The sequence below is a fragment of the Aeromicrobium sp. genome (assembly GCF_037719875.1).
Classification (GTDB): Bacteria; Actinomycetota; Actinomycetes; order Propionibacteriales; family Nocardioidaceae; genus Aeromicrobium.
In genome coordinates this window covers 140287-155331 of record NZ_JBBJMJ010000001.1, presented here as the reverse complement: position 1 = coordinate 155331, position 15045 = coordinate 140287, and the positions used below count along the sequence as shown (strand labels likewise).

Here is a 15045-nt window from a genome sequence, read left to right as displayed (position 1 = left end):
CGCGACCATAGAGTGAAGGACATGCCTTCTGTGAGCCTCAGCACCGCCAAGCCGACCACCGCGCGCGCCGACGCCCTGATCCTCGGAATCCGGGGGGATGACGACAAGGGCGATCTCGGCGAGACCCTGGACCTCCTCGGATTCACTGGCGAGAAGGGCCAGACCGTGACGTTCCCCGCCGGTGAGGCTGCCAAGGCGTCGCTGATCGTGGCCGTAGCACTGCCGGAGGAGCCGACTGCGGAGGACCTGCGCCGAGCCACCGCACGCGGCGTGCGCGCCGCCAAGACCGCAACCAGTGTCGCTATCGCGCTGCACCCGGCCGGCGTCGATGAGGTCGAGGCGATCGCCGAGGGCGTGACGCTGGGCAGCTACCGGTTCGAGAGCTACAAGACCAAGAAGAAGGGTGCGGCCAAGAAGCCCACGCTCAAGTCCGCGGCGATCCTGACCCCGTTCGCCCGCCAGAGCACCGCCACCAAGGCAGTCGAGCGGGCGGCAGTCGTCGCCGCCGCCGTCAACACGGCCCGTGACTGGGTTAACACCCCGCCCGGAGACAAGCGACCCGCAGATCTCGTCGAGCTCATGACGGCCCACGCCGGCACCGACGTCAAGGTCTCGGTATGGGACGAGCGGCGCCTCGCCAAGGAGCGGTGCGGCGGCATCCTCGGGGTCGGCCGCGGATCCGACAGTCCCCCACGCCTGGTGACGCTGTCGTACGAACCGGCCGACCCGGTCGCGCACCTTGCCCTTGTCGGCAAGGGCATCACCTTCGACTCGGGTGGACTGTCGATCAAGCCGGGTGCCTCGATGCAGACCATGAAGCTCGACATGGCCGGCGCCGCAGCGGTCGTCGCCGCTACGGTCGCCATCGCGCGACTCGGCCTGCCGATCAAGGTCACCGCCTTTGCCTGCATCGCCGAGAACATGCCCAGCGGCGGCGCCACGCGCCCCGGTGATGTGCTGACCATGCGCAACGGAGCGACCGTCGAGGTGCACAACACCGACGCCGAAGGCCGCCTCGTCCTCGCCCCCCGGCACGCGCTGGCCGCCCAAGCCAAGCCCGACCACATCGTCGACGTGGCAACCCTGACCGGCGCCTGCGTCGTGGCCCTCGGCTCGCACACGAGCGGCATCCTCGGCAATGACGAGGCGTTCGGCGACACGGTCCTCGCCGCGTCCAAGTCGGCCGGCGAATCCATGTGGCCGCTGCCGATCGCCGAGGAGATGCAGGGCATCGTCAAGTCCTCCAGCATCGCCGATCTGCGTCAGCACAACCCCAAGCCATACGGCGGGACGCTGTTCGCAGCGGCCTTCCTGCGCGAGTTCGTCAGCGAGATCCCGTGGGCCCACCTGGACATCGCGGGACCGTCGTTCAACGAGGGCAGCGCCTTTGACTACACCCCTGTCGGTGGCACCGGCAGCGGCGTGCGCACGCTCGTCAAGCTCGCCACGGAGCTGGCCACGACTCAATGACGATCGACTCGTCCACGGCACGCGCCCTGTCGCAGCGGCTGCGGGTCGAGCAGTCCAAGCAACGTCTCCCCTCCGTCGCTGCAGGCATCGAGCGGGACGGAGTGCTCGTGTGGACCGACACGGTCGGGACGCTCGACGGGCGCGCCGGTGGTCCTGCGTCATCGGCCGACACGCAATATCGCATCGGTTCGATCTCCAAGACGTTCGTCGGCGTCGAGGTCATGCGCCTGCGCGATGAGGGACGGCTTGAGATCGGCGACCCCATCGGCGCGCACCTGCCGGAGGTGCCGTTCCCGCAGGTCACGATCGCCCAGCTCCTGACCCACACCTCGGGGCTCCAGGCCGAGTCCGACGGGCAGTGGTGGGAGCGGACCGCTGGTGATTCATGGGCGGCGTTGCTCGCTACCGGCCCGGGCCTTCGCTCCACTCCCGGCACCTCCTTCCACTACTCCAATGTCGGTTTCGCCGTGCTCGGCGAGCTCGTCGCGCGGCTGCGGGAGCAGCCGTGGCAGGACGCCGTGCGCGTGGGCATCCTGGAGCCGCTCGGCATGAGACGTACGACGACGCGGCCGGTGGCCCCCGCGGCCCCGGGACTCGCCGTGCATCCGCTGGCTGACCTCGTGCACGCCGAGCCCGAGCACGATGCGGTCGCGATGGCACCGGCCGGCCAGCTCTGGTCGACGGTCGAGGACCTCGCGCTCTGGGCGGCATTCCTCGGCGGGCGGACCGGTGACGTGCTCGCTCGCGAGACACTCACCGAGATGCTGCACCCCTTCGCCGTCAACGACGTCCCAGGCACGGCATGGACCGGTGCACACGGGCTCGGATGGCAGATGTGGAACGTCAAGGGCCGCAGGTATGCCGGGCACGGCGGGTCGATGCCGGGCTTCCTCGCGGTGCTGCGCGTCGACGTGGAGAGCGGGGACGGCGCGGTGCTGATGACCAATGCGACCAGCGGCCTCGGGACTGTGACGGCCGAGCTGCTCGACCTGTTCATCGAGAAGGAGCCGATCGACCCCGCACCTTGGTCAGCAGACGACTCGCAGGCCGCCGCGCTCGACCTCGTCGGCCCGTGGTTCTGGGGGACCTATGAGTTCGGGTTGTCGCTCGCTCCGGACGGCGAGCTCCGGCTCGGCACGCCGGGCGAGGGTCGCGGCGCACGGTTCAAGGCGGGCGGCGACGGCTGGGTCGGCCTCGACGGCTATTACCGCGGCGAGCCGCTCGAGGTGGATCGCGATGGTTCGGGCCGCGCCACCCGACTCGTGCTGGCCTCGTTCGTCTTCACCCGCACGCCCTATGAGCCCGGCGCAGACGTCCCCGGCGGTCTGGACCCCGGGGGTTGGCACTAGTCACCAGCTCCCACGTCTTGGGCGTGCGTGAGCGTTTGAGACGTCGAGCCCGATGGACGCCAGCGCCCGCCCCGCAGCCCGGGCGGCGTGTCAGTCGGGGAGGCGGCGTGTCAGTCGGGGAGACCGAGGGCGCGAGCCGCGTCCTCGACGGTGTCCCACTTGTCCCGTGCCCCGTCGAGGCGGTCGGGGTGCGCCTGCTTGCGCGCCTTGCGATAGACGCCCATCAGCTCGTCGAACGACGGGTTGGTCGGCAACGGATCGGCGCCAGCGATCGACTCCAGCGTCATGATCGCGGCGAGCTCCCTGGGGGTCTGCTTGGACGCCTGCGGCGCGGCCGGGGTCGAGGACGCCGGAGTCCCCTTGGCCTTGCGCAGGTCGTACTCACGCTTGCGAGGCGGCACTCCGACCAGATTGGCGTCGTAGACCGGGATGTTGAGCTTCTTGCGGGCGAAGTCGTGCGCCGCCTGCGCCGAGGTCACGCGGCGACGGATCGACTCGCCGTCGGCGGCGACCAGCAGCAGGGTGGTCTGGGTCACCGAGGTCTTGGGCTCGATATAGGCCTCGACACCCTTGCGTGACTCGACGAAGGCACGCAGCGCGTCGAGGTCGGCCCGGCTCGCGTTGCGGTCGGAGACCACCGCGCCGCCATCCGTCCTCGCCTTGCGGCCTCGGAAAATTCCCATGCGCCAAGTGTGCCCGATCGGGTCGCATACCCCGATCAAACCCCGGTGGCAGACTCGTTGCCGCGAGTGACAAGATGAGGAACAGACACATCCTTTGGGAGGAACCGTGGCGGACGGCGCCGGCAACAACTTCGACATCGTGATTCTCGGCGGCGGCAGTGGTGGCTATGCCTGTGCGCTGCGCGCGGTCCAGCTCGGCAAGTCCGTCGCGCTGATCGAGAAGGGCAAGCTCGGCGGCACGTGCCTGCACACCGGGTGCATCCCGACCAAGGCGCTGCTGCACTCCGCTGAGGTGGCCGATGCCGCCCGCGAGAGTGAGAACTTCGGGGTCAAGGCCTCGTTCGAGGGCATCGACATGCCTCAGGTCAACAAGTACAAAGACGGCGTGATCGAGCGCCTCTACAAGGGTCTGCAGGGTCTGATCAAGTCCGGCGGCATCACGGTCGTCGAGGGCGAGGGCAAGCTCGTCGACGCCAAGACCGTCGAGGTCGGTGGCGATCGCTATACCGGCACAAACGTCGTCCTGGCGACGGGCTCGGTGTCCCGCACGCTCGGTCTGGAGATCGGCGGCCGCGTCATCACGAGCGCCGAGGCGCTCACGATGAGCGAGGTGCCCGAGAAGGTCGTCATCATCGGTGGCAGCGTCATCGGTGTCGAGTTCGCCTCGGTGTGGAAGTCGTTCGGCGCCGATGTCACGATCATCGAGGGCCTCCCGACGTTGATCCCGCTGGAGGATCCGTCACTGGCCAAGCAGCTCGAGCGCGCGTTCCGCAAGCGCAAGATCAAGTTCAAGACCGGCGTCAAGTTCGACTCGGTCAAGCAGACCGAGTCCGGCGTGACGGTCACCCTCGAGGACGGCGCGACGATTGAGACCGACCTGGTCCTCGTCGCGGTCGGCCGTGGCCCCAACTCTGCGGGCATGGGCTACGAGGAGGCCGGCATCACGGTCGATCGTGGCTGGGTCCCCACCAACGAGCGCCTCGCGACGAACGTCGAGGGTGTCTTCGCGGTCGGCGACCTCGTGCCGGGCCTGCAGCTGGCCCACCGTGGCTTCGCGCACGGCATCTTCGTAGCCGAGGAGATCGCCGGCCTCAAGCCGCAGCCGGTCATCGACTCGGGCATCCCCCGCGTGACCTACTGCGATCCCGAGATCGCCTCGGTCGGGCTCACCGAGCCCCAGGCCCGCGACAAGTACGGCGACGACAAGGTCGAGATCCAGGACTACAGCCTGGGTGGCAACGGCAAGTCCCAGATCCTCGCCACCGCGGGAAGCGTCAAGCTCGTACGTGAGAAGGACGGCCCGATCGTCGGCGTCCACATGATCGGCGCCCGATACGGCGAGCAGGTCGGCGAGGCTTCGCTGATGGTCAACTGGGAGGCCTATCCCGAGGACGTCGCCCAGTTCATCCACGCCCACCCGACCCAGAACGAAGCACTCGGCGAAGCGGCTCTCGCACTTGCCGGCAAGCCCCTCCACTCACACGCCTGACCCGGAGAACCAAAGGACATCATGGCCACGTCTGTCACCCTTCCCGCTCTCGGCGAAAGCGTCACCGAGGGCACAGTCACCCAATGGCTCAAGCAGGTCGGCGACACCGTCGCGGTCGATGAGCCACTGCTGGAGATCTCGACCGACAAGGTTGACACGGAGATCCCCTCGCCCGTCGCGGGCGTCCTGCTCGAGATCAAGGCCGAGGAGGACGACACGATCGAGGTCGGTGCCGTGCTCGCGATCATCGGCGAGGAGGGCGAGAGCGCCGACGACGCCGCCGCGGCCGAGGCCCCTGTCTCCGAGGACGACGTCAAGGACGAAGCCCCGGCCGAGGATGAGTCTTCCGAGGCCACCCCCGATGAGGGCGACAAGTCCGACGAGGCTCCCGCCGAGGAAGCTCCCGCCGAAGAGCCAGTCGCCGAGAGCGCCTCGCAGGAGCGGTCCCCCGCCGATGACGACAGCGCAGAAGCCGATCAGGCCGCCGCCGAGAATGCTGCCGCGCCGAAGGCCGAGACCACACCAGCCTCGGGTGGCGGCACCGCAGTGACCCTGCCCGCGCTCGGTGAGAGCGTCACCGAGGGCACCGTGACGCAGTGGCTCAAGGAGGTCGGCGACGACGTGGCCGTCGACGAGCCTCTGCTGGAGATCTCGACCGACAAGGTCGACACCGAGATCCCCTCACCCGTCGCGGGCAAGCTGCTCGAGATCAAGGTGTCCGAGGACGAGACCGTCGAGGTCGGCGCCGAGCTGGCCATCATCGGTTCGGCTGACGCGGAGGCAGAGAAGGCACCCGAGCCGGAGCCCGAGGAAAAGCCGGAGCCCGAGGCGAAGGCCGAGCCAGAGCCCGAGAAGAAGCCCGAGCCCGAGGAAAAGCCGGAACCGGAACCCGAGCCCGAGGAGAAGGCCGAGCCCGAGAAGGCGCCGGAGCCCGCACCGGAGCCCTCCGAGTCCAAGCCCGACTCCGCAGAAGCTCCTGAGCCCGCAGCCGACGGCGGCGACACCTACGTCACCCCGATCGTCCGCAAGCTCGCCAAGCAGCACGACGTCGACCTCGCAGCCGTCACTGGCACTGGCGTCGGTGGCCGCATACGCAAGCAGGACGTGCTCGACGCCGCCGAGAAGTCCGCGGATGCTCCGGCAGAATCCACTGGTGAGGAGGCCTCCCCCACCGACGCACCCGCAGCGGCCGCCGAGCCCTCCCCCCTGCGCGGCAAGACCGAGAAGCTCAGCCGGCTGCGCAAGACCATCGCCAACCGCATGCTGGAGTCGCTGCAGATCTCCGCTCAGCTGACCACCGTGGTCGAGGTCGACGTCACCGAGATCGCCCGACTGCGTGCGCGCACCAAGGACCAGTTCTTCGAGCGGGAGGGCGTCAAGCTGTCGTTCCTGCCATTCTTCGCGAAGGCCGCGATCGAGGCTCTCAAGGAATATCCGCAGGTCAACTCCTCGATCGACCTCGAGGCCGGCACCGTCACCTATCCGGCCGGCGAGCACCTGGGCGTCGCGGTCGACACCGAGCGAGGCCTGCTGGTCCCGGTCATCAAGGATGCCGGCGACCTCTCGATCGCGGGGTTGTCCCGCAAGATCGCCGACGTGGCAGAGCGGACGCGCACCAACAAGATCACGCCGGACGAGCTGTCGGGCGGTACGTTCACGCTGACCAACACCGGTAGCCGTGGGGCGCTGTTCGACACGCCGATCATCAACCAGCCGCAGGTCGCGATCCTCGGCACCGGAGCGGTCGTCAAGCGTCCGGTGGTCATCACCGACCCGCACGTCGGCGAGAGCATCGCCGTACGCCAGATGGTCTTCCTTGCGCTGACCTACGATCACCGCATCGTCGATGGTGCCGACGCAGCCCGATTCCTGACGTCGATCAAGGATCGACTCGAAGGCGCCTCGTTCGAGGCCGAGCTCGGCTCCTGATCGCATGCAGGTCGTCATTGGCGGTGCCTCGGGGTTCCTGGGCACAGCCCTGACCCAGCACCTGCGCGCCCGAGGACACCGGGTGACCCGCCTGATCCGGTCGGGCGAGCCCGCCGACGACGCGTCGGTCTGGGACCCCAGGACCGGGCGTATCGACCAGATCGTCATCGACCGGGCCGATGCCGTGGTCAACCTGTCAGGGTCGTCGATCGCCAAGTGGCCGCGGACCAAGGCGCGCAAGCAGGAGATCCTGAGCTCTCGTCTCTCCGCGACGGGGACACTCGCCAAGGCAGTCGCCGCCTCAGCCTCTCCCACGGCCTTCATCTCCGGTTCTGGCATGTCCTGGTACGGCACGGACCGCGGCGACGAGGAGCTCACGGAGTCCAGCTCGCCCGGCGAAGGATTCCTTGCCGACGTCTCCCGCCAGTGGGAGGACGCCGCGACGCCCGCAATCGAGGCCGGCGCCCGCACGTGCTTCGTGCGTACCTCGCTCGTGCTGAGCCACCAAGGAGGGGTACTGCCCCTGATGCTCCCGGCGTGGAAGCTCGGCGGTGGCGCCAAGCTCGGCTCCGGCAAGCAGCACATGTCCCTGATCTCGGCCCAGGACTGGGTGCGCGGCGTCGAGTTCCTGCTCGAGAACGACGAAGCCGCAGGGCCGTTCAACTTCGCGATGCCGGCCGCGGTGACGAATGCTGAGTTCACGGACGCACTCGGTCAGGCCGTGCACCGTCCGACATTCCTCGCAGTGCCGTCGTTCGCCGTCAAGGCCGCCCTCGGGGGGATCTCCGACGACCTGCTCGGATCGCTGCGCATCTCCCCGGCCGCGTTGAACGGACTGGGTTTCACCTTCGCCCATCCCGACATCGCCTCGACGCTCGACGCCGCCCTGCCATGAGCGAGACCCCGTCGCTGCCGTCCCCCGGCACGGCGGTCTCCGACTCCGCTCAGGCATTCATCGCCTATCTCGACTTCTTCCGGGACGCTGCGGCACGCAAGGTCACGGGTCTGGATGAGCACGCCATGCGGGAGAGCATCCTGCCGTCGGGCTGGACACCCCTCGAGATGATCTCGCACCTCGTCCACATGGAGCGCCGGTGGCTCGTCTGGGGATTCCTCGGCGAGCCGGTCGAGAGCCCGTGGGGTGACCACGACGACGCCGGGGCGTGGACCACCGACCGTACGCACGACGAGCTCCTGGCTGCGTTGACCGACGGCGGTGAGCGCACATCCGAGATCGTGACGACGCACGACCTCCAGGATCACGCCGCGACCGGAGGCCGGTTCGCTGACGGCGACCCGATACCGACGCTGCTCACGATCCTGTTCCACGTCACGCAGGAGTATGCGCGTCACGTGGGTCACCTCGACGTCATGCGTGAGCTCATCGACGGGACGACCGGCGAGGAGTGACACCGGCGACCCGCCACCCCTCCCGCGTCTGTACGAGGTGGACGATCCGGCGGGACGGCTCGTCCCTGGGCAATGCGGTGGAGGAACCGTCGTCCCACACGATCCGGGCTGGTCCGAGACGGTCGACGACATCGAGGCGTGCCCGCGAGCGCGACGCTCCCAGCACCCGGCAGGAGAGCACCCTCAGCTCCGCGTCGACGACCCGTGCGCCTCGGCGCCGGTAGTCCGCGATGGTCGCGGAGTCGACGACCCGTGCCCGGCTCCCCTGGGCATACACACCGTCGAGGAGGTCGGGATCTCCAGCGGCGAACGCCTCGGCCCGTACGTCGTCGAGCTCGGTCAGCCGGGTCGCCCAGCGGTCGTCCGGAGCGGGTGAGGCGGCACGCATCGCGATGATCACCACCCACAGCCAGTCCATGACCTCACTGTGCCGCTCGGACCGCCGACCCGCCCGCCGTCATCCACAGGGCGGCTAGGCTGGAGTCGTGACGCTGCAGATCCTGGACGACTGGTACGGCGACCGAGCGCTCGACTATCTCGACGCGTGGGAGCTCCAGCGCGAGCTGCACGCCCAGCGCGTCTCGGACGAGATCCCCGACACGGCGTTGTTCCTCGAGCACCCCGCGGTCTACACCGCGGGCCGCCGCACCGAGCCGCATGAGCGCCCCCTCGACGGCACCCCGGTGGTCGATGTCGACCGCGGTGGCAAGATCACGTTCCACGGCCCCGGACAGCTCGTCGGCTACCCGATCACCAAGCTGCCGTCGCACGTGCTCGTCGTCGACTATGTGCGCCGGGTCGAGGAAGCCCTGATCCGCGCGTGCGGCGACCTCGGCGTGACCACGGGTCGCGTCCACGGCCGCTCCGGCGTCTGGCTGGCGGCCGGACAGGGACGCATCGAGCGCAAGATCGGCGCCATCGGCATCCGGGTCTCGCGGGGTGTCACGATGCACGGCTTCTCCCTCAACGCCGACGTCGATCTCGCGTTCTACGACCGCTTCGTGCCCTGTGGCATCGCGGACGCAGGGGTCACCTCGCTGAGCGCAGAGCTGGGCCGTGACCTGACCGTGAGCGAGGCGGCCTCCGTCGTCTCGCCGCACCTGCACGAGCTGCTCGACTGGCAGGCATACGACCCGTCGCCCGACCTCGTCCACGCGGCGCAGCCCACCGTGCCGGTGCTCGGCATGGCGGCTGGGGCACCGGCGTAGGCTGGCCTGGTGACGATCGCACCCGAGGGACGCAAGATGTTGCGTCTGGAAGTCCGCAATGCTGAGACTCCCATCGAGAAGAAGCCCGAATGGATCAAGACCCGGGCCAAGATGGGCCCCGAGTACAACGAGCTGATGAAGCTCGTCAAGGGCGAGGGCCTGCACACGGTCTGTCAGGAAGCCGGCTGCCCCAACATCTTCGAGTGCTGGGAAGATCGCGAGGCCACCTTCCTGATCGGTGGTGAGCAGTGCACGAGACGCTGCGACTTCTGCCAGATCGACACCGGCAAGCCCGACCCGATCGATCGTGACGAGCCCCGCCGCGTCGCCGAGAGCGTCCAGAAGATGGAGCTCCGCTACGCCACGATCACCGGCGTCGCCCGCGACGACGTGCCCGACGGCGGCGCCTGGCTGTACGCCGAGACGGTCCGCAAGATCCACGAGCTCAACCCTGGCACCGGTGTCGAGAACCTGATCCCTGACTTCAACGGCATACCCGAGCTCCTCACCCAGGTCTTCGACTCCCGTCCCGAGGTGCTGGCACACAACGTCGAGACTGTCCCACGGATCTTCAAGCGCATCCGTCCGGCGTTCCGCTACGAGCGGTCGCTCGACGTCATCAGCCAGGCCCGGGACTACGGCCTGGTCACCAAGTCCAACCTGATCCTCGGCATGGGCGAGACCCGTGAAGAGGTCTCCCAGGCACTCGTCGACCTCCACGAAGCCGGCTGTGACCTGATCACGATCACGCAATATCTTCGGCCGTCGGTGCGGCACCACCCCGTCGAGCGGTGGGTCAAGCCTGAGGAGTTCGTCGAGCTCAAGACCGAAGCAGACGAGATCGGCTTCGCCGGAGTCATGTCCGGACCGCTCGTACGCTCGTCCTACCGCGCCGGCACGCTCTACAAGCAGGCAATCGAGTCAGGACGCGGCAGCGTCGCAACCCGCAGCGCGACGTAGACTGACCCTCATGTCGAATGCCACTCCCCCACCCGCCAAGGGTCGCCTGGGCCAGATGCGCCAGGCGTACACGATCACCAAGCGCAGCGACCGCAACATCGGCCTGATCCTGCTGCTGACCTTCCTCCTGACCGGTGGTGTGGCCGCGACACTCGGCATCCTCCTGTTCGGGACCGGCGTGTTCGGGCTGATCATCACGATCCTGTTCGGCCTCCTGATCGGCATCCTGGGCATGCTCATCGTCTTCGGCCGACGTGCCGAGAAGGCCGCATACGCCCAGGTCGAGGGCCAGGTCGGTGCCGCCGCCGGCGCCCTGCAGATGTTGCGCAAGGGCTGGGAAGTCAAGCCCGCCGTCGCGTTCACCAAGAACCAGGACGTCGTGCACCGCGTCGTCGGCCGTCCCGGCATCGTGCTAGTCGGCGAGGGCAACCCGTCGCGGGTCCGCAACCTCCTGGCCGCGGAGAAGAAGAAGCATGCCCGCATCGCCGGGGGCGAGATCCCCGTCCTCGACCTGATCGTCGGCAGTGGCGAGGGCGAGGTCAAGCTGACCAAGCTCGTCAAGCACATGCAGAAGCTGCCCAAGAAGATCAAGCCGGCGCAGATGACGGCCCTGCTCTACAAGCTCAAGGCGCTCGACGCGATGCGTCCCGCCGCCCCCATGCCGCGCGGCCCCGTGCCGACCAGCATGAAGGGCTCACGCAAAGCCATGCGCGGCTGATCTCAGCCCGCCCGGCGTCGGGGCGCTTGACCGATCTTGATGCGTTCGCGTTGCCCCCGCCACGCAAACGCAGCGAGATCGGTCAGAACCCGGTGACGCGGGTCCCAGCGGCGAGGTCGTGAAGCCCCCGCTTGTCGTCGGTCATGACGAGCGCGGGGATCACGAGGCACAGCAAGGCCGTACGCACGATGGCGCGCGGCATGCCGACTCCCCGGCCGTCGGGCCGCTCGACACGCAGTCCGAAGATCCGCTTGCCGATCGTGGTGCCCAGGAGCCCGGTCAGCAGCGAGACCTCGACGAAGAATGCCCCCAGGGGCACGAACGCGTCTGCGGAGCCTGCTCCGGCATACGCAGAACCGGTCAGGGCGGCTGCGCTGAGCGCAGCGATGATCCAGTCGATGAAGAGCGCGCCGATGCGGCGGCCAAGCGAGACAGTCTGCACCCGGCGAGCCTACCGACGGCCCTTGCCAATGCTGCCGTTGCGCCCGGGAGCGGCACTTGTAACATTCTGGAAACAATCCAGTGACGGTCGGGAAACTGCCCGACCATAGCGTCGGGGTACGGTGCAGCGACGCACTCACCTGTCATCGACACACAGAGGCCGCACAGCGGTCGAGGAGGCCCAATGTTCGGCAATGCCGACGAGCTGTTCAAGTTCATCAAGGACGAAGGCGTCGAATATCTCGACGTCCGATTCACCGACTTGCCAGGCATCCAGCAGCAGGTCACCTTGCCCGCCTTGACGTTCAACGCCGACATGGTCGAGAGCGGTGTCGCGTTCGACGGCTCGTCGATCCGCGGCTTCCAGACCATCGATCAGTCCGACATGGTGCTCTTCCCGGACATCAAGACCGCCTACCTCGACCCGTTCAAGCGGGCCAAGACCATCGCGATGGACTTCTTCGTCCACGATCCGATCACGGGCGAGGCCTACTCCCGCGATCCGCGCAACATCGCCCGCAAGGCCGAGGCCTACCTGGCCACGACCGGAATCGGCGACACCGCCTTCTTCGCTCCCGAGGCCGAGTTCTACATCTTCGACCGGGTCAGCTATGGGACCAGCGCCAACAAGTCGTTCTACGAGATCAAGTCGTCCGAGGCCGCCTGGTCTACCACCGACGACGTCGACGACAACCGCGGTTACCAGGTCCGCTACAAGGGCGGCTACTTCCCCGTCGCCCCGACCGATCGTACGGCCGATCTCCGCAACGACATGATGACCAACCTCACGAACGCCGGCCTCACCCTCGAGCGCGGCCACCACGAGGTCGGCACCGGCGGACAGGCCGAGATCAACTATCGGTTCGACACGCTCCTCAAGGCCGCCGACGATGTCATGAAGTTCAAGTACATCGTGCGCAACACCGCGTGGGCCAACGACAAGACCGTGACCTTCATGCCGAAGCCGATCTTCGGAGACAACGGTTCGGGCATGCACGTGCACCAGTCGATCTGGAACGACGGCAAGCCGCTGTTCTACGACGAGGCCGGATATGGCGGCCTGTCGGACCTCGCGCGCCACTACATCGGCGGCGTCCTCAAGCACGCTCCTTCGCTGCTCGCGTTCACCAACCCTTCGGTCAACTCCTACCACCGCCTGGTGCCTGGCTTCGAGGCCCCGATCGCGCTGGTCTACTCAGCCCGCAACCGCTCGGCCTGCGTTCGCATCCCGATCACCGGGTCCAACCCGAAGGCCAAGCGCATCGAGTTCCGTTGCCCCGACCCGTCGGCCAACCCCTACCTCGCCTTCTCAGCGCTGCTGCTGGCCGGACTCGACGGCATCAAGAACAAGATCGAGCCGCCGGCTCCGATCGACAAGAACATCTACGAGCTCCCGCCCGAGGAGTACGACGCGATCAACATGGTGCCGACCTCACTCAACGCGGTGCTTGACTCGCTCGAGGCCGATCACGAGTTCCTCACCGCGGGTGACGTGTTCACGCCCGACCTGATCGAGACGTGGATCGACTACAAGCGCACCGAGGAAATCCTGCCCGTGCAGCTGCGGCCGCACCCGCACGAGTTCGAGCTCTATTACGACATCTGACCGGTGGAGCCCCAACGGGCGAGGTCTCGAGGGGAAGCCCCTCCGTTGCTCTCGCGGGTCGCGCTCACCTGCCGGTCACGATGACGTGACAAGGACGCCCCTCATCCCTCGGGATGGGGGGCGTTCTTGTTGCATTCGCTGGGGCCGAACTTCGATGGGCGGCGCGCGGCGGCCGCGAGCTGCCCCTGACACACTGCGAAACGCCCCGGGACCTTGAGTCCCGGGGCGTTTCAGGTTCTGGCAAGTCGTACTAAGGGGTCGTGATCTCGATGACCCGATCGTTCCGGCTGGCCGGGTGCTGGATGTTGACCCAGGCGCGACGCTTGTTCGTCGGGTCGAAGTAGAGACCGGTGAACTCCGAGCCCACCGTCCCGTTGGATGCCCACCGGCCTAGGCCCTCACCAGCGTCCGTCAGGTCGCCGTCGAGGTTGAGATCGCGAGCAGACCAGATGTCGTCGTCGACACCCCCGTTGCGGTCCTCGACGATGTAGATGTTGTTGTCGGGATCGAGCGCAAGGTTGTCGGGGCTGGACAGTCCTGTGCCAACCGCGGCGCCCGTGGAGCGATCCGTGGTGCTGCGGTTGGCAAAGACCGAAGCCGTCTGGGTGCCGAGGTCGAGCGCATAGACCTCGTTGGTCGTCGTGGTGGCCATGTAGAGCCGCTCGACACCCTTGACCGTCTGGATCTGCAGGTCCTCGGGGCGCTGATAGTCCGTGCCCTTGAACTGCGGCCGGTTCGTGGTGTTGCGGCCGTCCACCGATGTGACGCCATTGGGATCGGTGATCGTGAGGGCACCCGGCAGCGCCTTGCCCTTCTTGTCGGTGATCGGCACCCAGGTGTACGCGCCCGAGGCGTTGGGGGTGCTGCCATCGCCAACTCGCAGCACGGACGTCTGACCGGCGTCGAAGTAGCCCGCGCGGCCCGACTCGATCTGGCCCCGGCTCGCTGCTGAGGAGTACCTGTACAGGCTGCCCCCGTTGAGCTCGTCGATGAAGTACATGTTCAGGTTCTTGTCGAACTGGATGCCCTCGTGAGACACCCGAGGGATGACGTTGCGGTGCTTCAGATCCGCCTTCTCACCGTCCGGCTTGGTGACGGAGCTCGCGGTCAAGGGGTTGTTGAGCTCAAACAGCCGACCGTAGGGGTTGGTCTTGCAGCCAGTGGGGTCATCGCACCATTCTTCTTCGGCCGTGACGAAGGTGCCCCACGGCGTCCAGAAAGAGGCGTCCCAGCGGACGAAGTCCCCGGGCGCGGGACTGTAGAAGATGGTCTCCGTCTCGCCTGACGCGAGGTTCGTGCGCTGTATGCCGGACTGACCGCTCTCGAAGGGCGTGAAGAGGTGACTGCCCTTGCGGGGGCCAGTCTCATTGACGGTGTTCATGTCCCAGACACCGCTGTTGGGCTCGCCCTTGGCGAGCTGCTCGTTGACCGACGCGATCGACCGCTGGTCGAATGCGGGATTTCCGAACGTGATGGGTGCGGCCTCATTGGCCGTCGGACCAGACGAGCTCGCCAGCGGGGTGAAGTCAGAGAATCGGACATTGCCCGCGACCGCGGTGCCCGACGACGCAACGATGCCCGCGGCGACGAGGCCGGTGAGAACAGTCAAGCCAAGGTTCAGCCGTTTCATGAGCACTCCTTAGAAGGGATTCGCCGCCGGAGGCGGCGCCTATAGATCTACGCAGAGTCTGCTTCGGTGCCGTTTCGCGACGGCGGCACCGCAGCGAACAATGGGCGAACACCACATGTGGGCCGCCCGGGCCGCGTACGTTCAGCGGACTG

14 protein-coding genes are annotated in these 15045 nt (G+C 67.7%); 10 read left to right on the top strand and 4 right to left on the bottom strand.

The window, feature by feature from the left end; translation table 11 throughout:
- Window positions 1–21 precede the first annotated feature (21 nt).
- Window positions 22–1470 carry a leucyl aminopeptidase gene (locus tag WKF39_RS00890; protein WP_340384996.1) on the top strand — a complete coding sequence of 483 codons (1449 nt, stop codon included), beginning with the start codon at window positions 22–24 and terminating at the stop codon, window positions 1468–1470.
- On the top strand, window positions 1467–2819 hold the full coding sequence (locus WKF39_RS00885; protein ID WP_340384993.1) for a serine hydrolase domain-containing protein: 1353 nt from the start codon (window positions 1467–1469) through the stop codon (window positions 2817–2819). Before WKF39_RS00890 ends, WKF39_RS00885 begins: the two co-directional genes overlap by 4 nt.
- Before the next feature lie 110 nt (window positions 2820–2929).
- Here the strand turns inward: WKF39_RS00885 and WKF39_RS00880 are convergent, their stop codons facing one another.
- On the bottom strand, window positions 2930–3502 hold the full coding sequence (locus WKF39_RS00880) for a hypothetical protein (RefSeq protein WP_340384991.1): 573 nt from the start codon (window positions 3500–3502) through the stop codon (window positions 2930–2932).
- 106 nt (window positions 3503–3608) lie between these two features.
- Between WKF39_RS00880 and lpdA the strand changes: the two genes are divergently transcribed.
- The 4 genes from lpdA to WKF39_RS00860 are packed head-to-tail and all read left to right on the top strand — an operon-like array spanning window position 3609 to window position 8330.
- Window positions 3609–4991 (top strand): dihydrolipoyl dehydrogenase, encoded by a 1383-nt coding sequence (gene lpdA / locus WKF39_RS00875; RefSeq protein ID WP_340384989.1) that lies wholly within the window; start codon window positions 3609–3611, stop codon window positions 4989–4991.
- Window positions 4992–5012: 21 nt separating this feature from the next.
- Complete coding sequence (sucB, locus tag WKF39_RS00870) at window positions 5013–6920, top strand: 2-oxoglutarate dehydrogenase, E2 component, dihydrolipoamide succinyltransferase (RefSeq protein ID WP_340384987.1); 1908 nt, start codon at window positions 5013–5015, stop codon at window positions 6918–6920.
- A gap of 4 nt (window positions 6921–6924) precedes the next feature.
- Window positions 6925–7815, top strand: a complete 891-nt coding sequence (locus WKF39_RS00865) for a TIGR01777 family oxidoreductase (RefSeq protein ID WP_340384985.1) — start codon at window positions 6925–6927, stop codon at window positions 7813–7815.
- Window positions 7812–8330 carry a DUF664 domain-containing protein gene (locus tag WKF39_RS00860; RefSeq protein WP_340384983.1) on the top strand — a complete coding sequence of 173 codons (519 nt, stop codon included), beginning with the start codon at window positions 7812–7814 and terminating at the stop codon, window positions 8328–8330. The genes WKF39_RS00865 and WKF39_RS00860 overlap by 4 nt, the downstream gene beginning before the upstream one ends.
- Here WKF39_RS00860 and WKF39_RS00855 read toward each other — a convergent pair.
- A complete protein-coding gene (locus WKF39_RS00855; RefSeq protein WP_340384981.1) occupies window positions 8302–8748 on the bottom strand; it encodes a hypothetical protein in 447 nt (148 codons plus the stop codon). The genes WKF39_RS00860 and WKF39_RS00855 overlap by 29 nt on opposite strands.
- A 67-nt stretch (window positions 8749–8815) precedes the next feature.
- Here WKF39_RS00855 and lipB point away from each other — a divergent pair, with 67 nt between their 5' ends.
- Genes lipB through WKF39_RS00840 form a run of 3 tightly spaced genes read left to right on the top strand, consistent with a single transcriptional unit; the run spans window position 8816 to window position 11216 of the window.
- Window positions 8816–9538 carry a lipoyl(octanoyl) transferase LipB gene (gene lipB / locus WKF39_RS00850; protein WP_340384979.1) on the top strand — a complete coding sequence of 241 codons (723 nt, stop codon included), beginning with the start codon at window positions 8816–8818 and terminating at the stop codon, window positions 9536–9538.
- A gap of 36 nt (window positions 9539–9574) precedes the next feature.
- Window positions 9575–10498, top strand: coding sequence for a lipoyl synthase (gene lipA / locus WKF39_RS00845; protein ID WP_340385592.1), 924 nt, complete (start codon window positions 9575–9577; stop codon window positions 10496–10498).
- 10 nt (window positions 10499–10508) lie between these two features.
- Window positions 10509–11216: a DUF4191 domain-containing protein gene (locus WKF39_RS00840; RefSeq protein WP_340384977.1), complete on the top strand. Its 708-nt coding sequence runs from the start codon at window positions 10509–10511 to the stop codon at window positions 11214–11216.
- An 82-nt stretch (window positions 11217–11298) separates the two neighbouring features.
- On the opposite strand, the gene WKF39_RS00835 is transcribed toward WKF39_RS00840, so the two are convergent.
- On the bottom strand, window positions 11299–11658 hold the full coding sequence (locus WKF39_RS00835; RefSeq protein ID WP_340384975.1) for an RDD family protein: 360 nt from the start codon (window positions 11656–11658) through the stop codon (window positions 11299–11301).
- Window positions 11659–11841: 183 nt separating this feature from the next.
- Here WKF39_RS00835 and glnA point away from each other — a divergent pair, with 183 nt between their 5' ends.
- Complete coding sequence (gene glnA, locus WKF39_RS00830; RefSeq protein WP_340384973.1) at window positions 11842–13263, top strand: type I glutamate--ammonia ligase; 1422 nt, start codon at window positions 11842–11844, stop codon at window positions 13261–13263.
- 250 nt (window positions 13264–13513) lie between these two features.
- Here glnA and WKF39_RS00825 read toward each other — a convergent pair whose 3' ends face one another.
- Entirely contained in the window at window positions 13514–14893 is a 1380-nt protein-coding gene (locus WKF39_RS00825) for an alkaline phosphatase PhoX (RefSeq protein ID WP_340384971.1), read from the bottom strand.
- Window positions 14894–15045 lie beyond the last annotated feature (152 nt).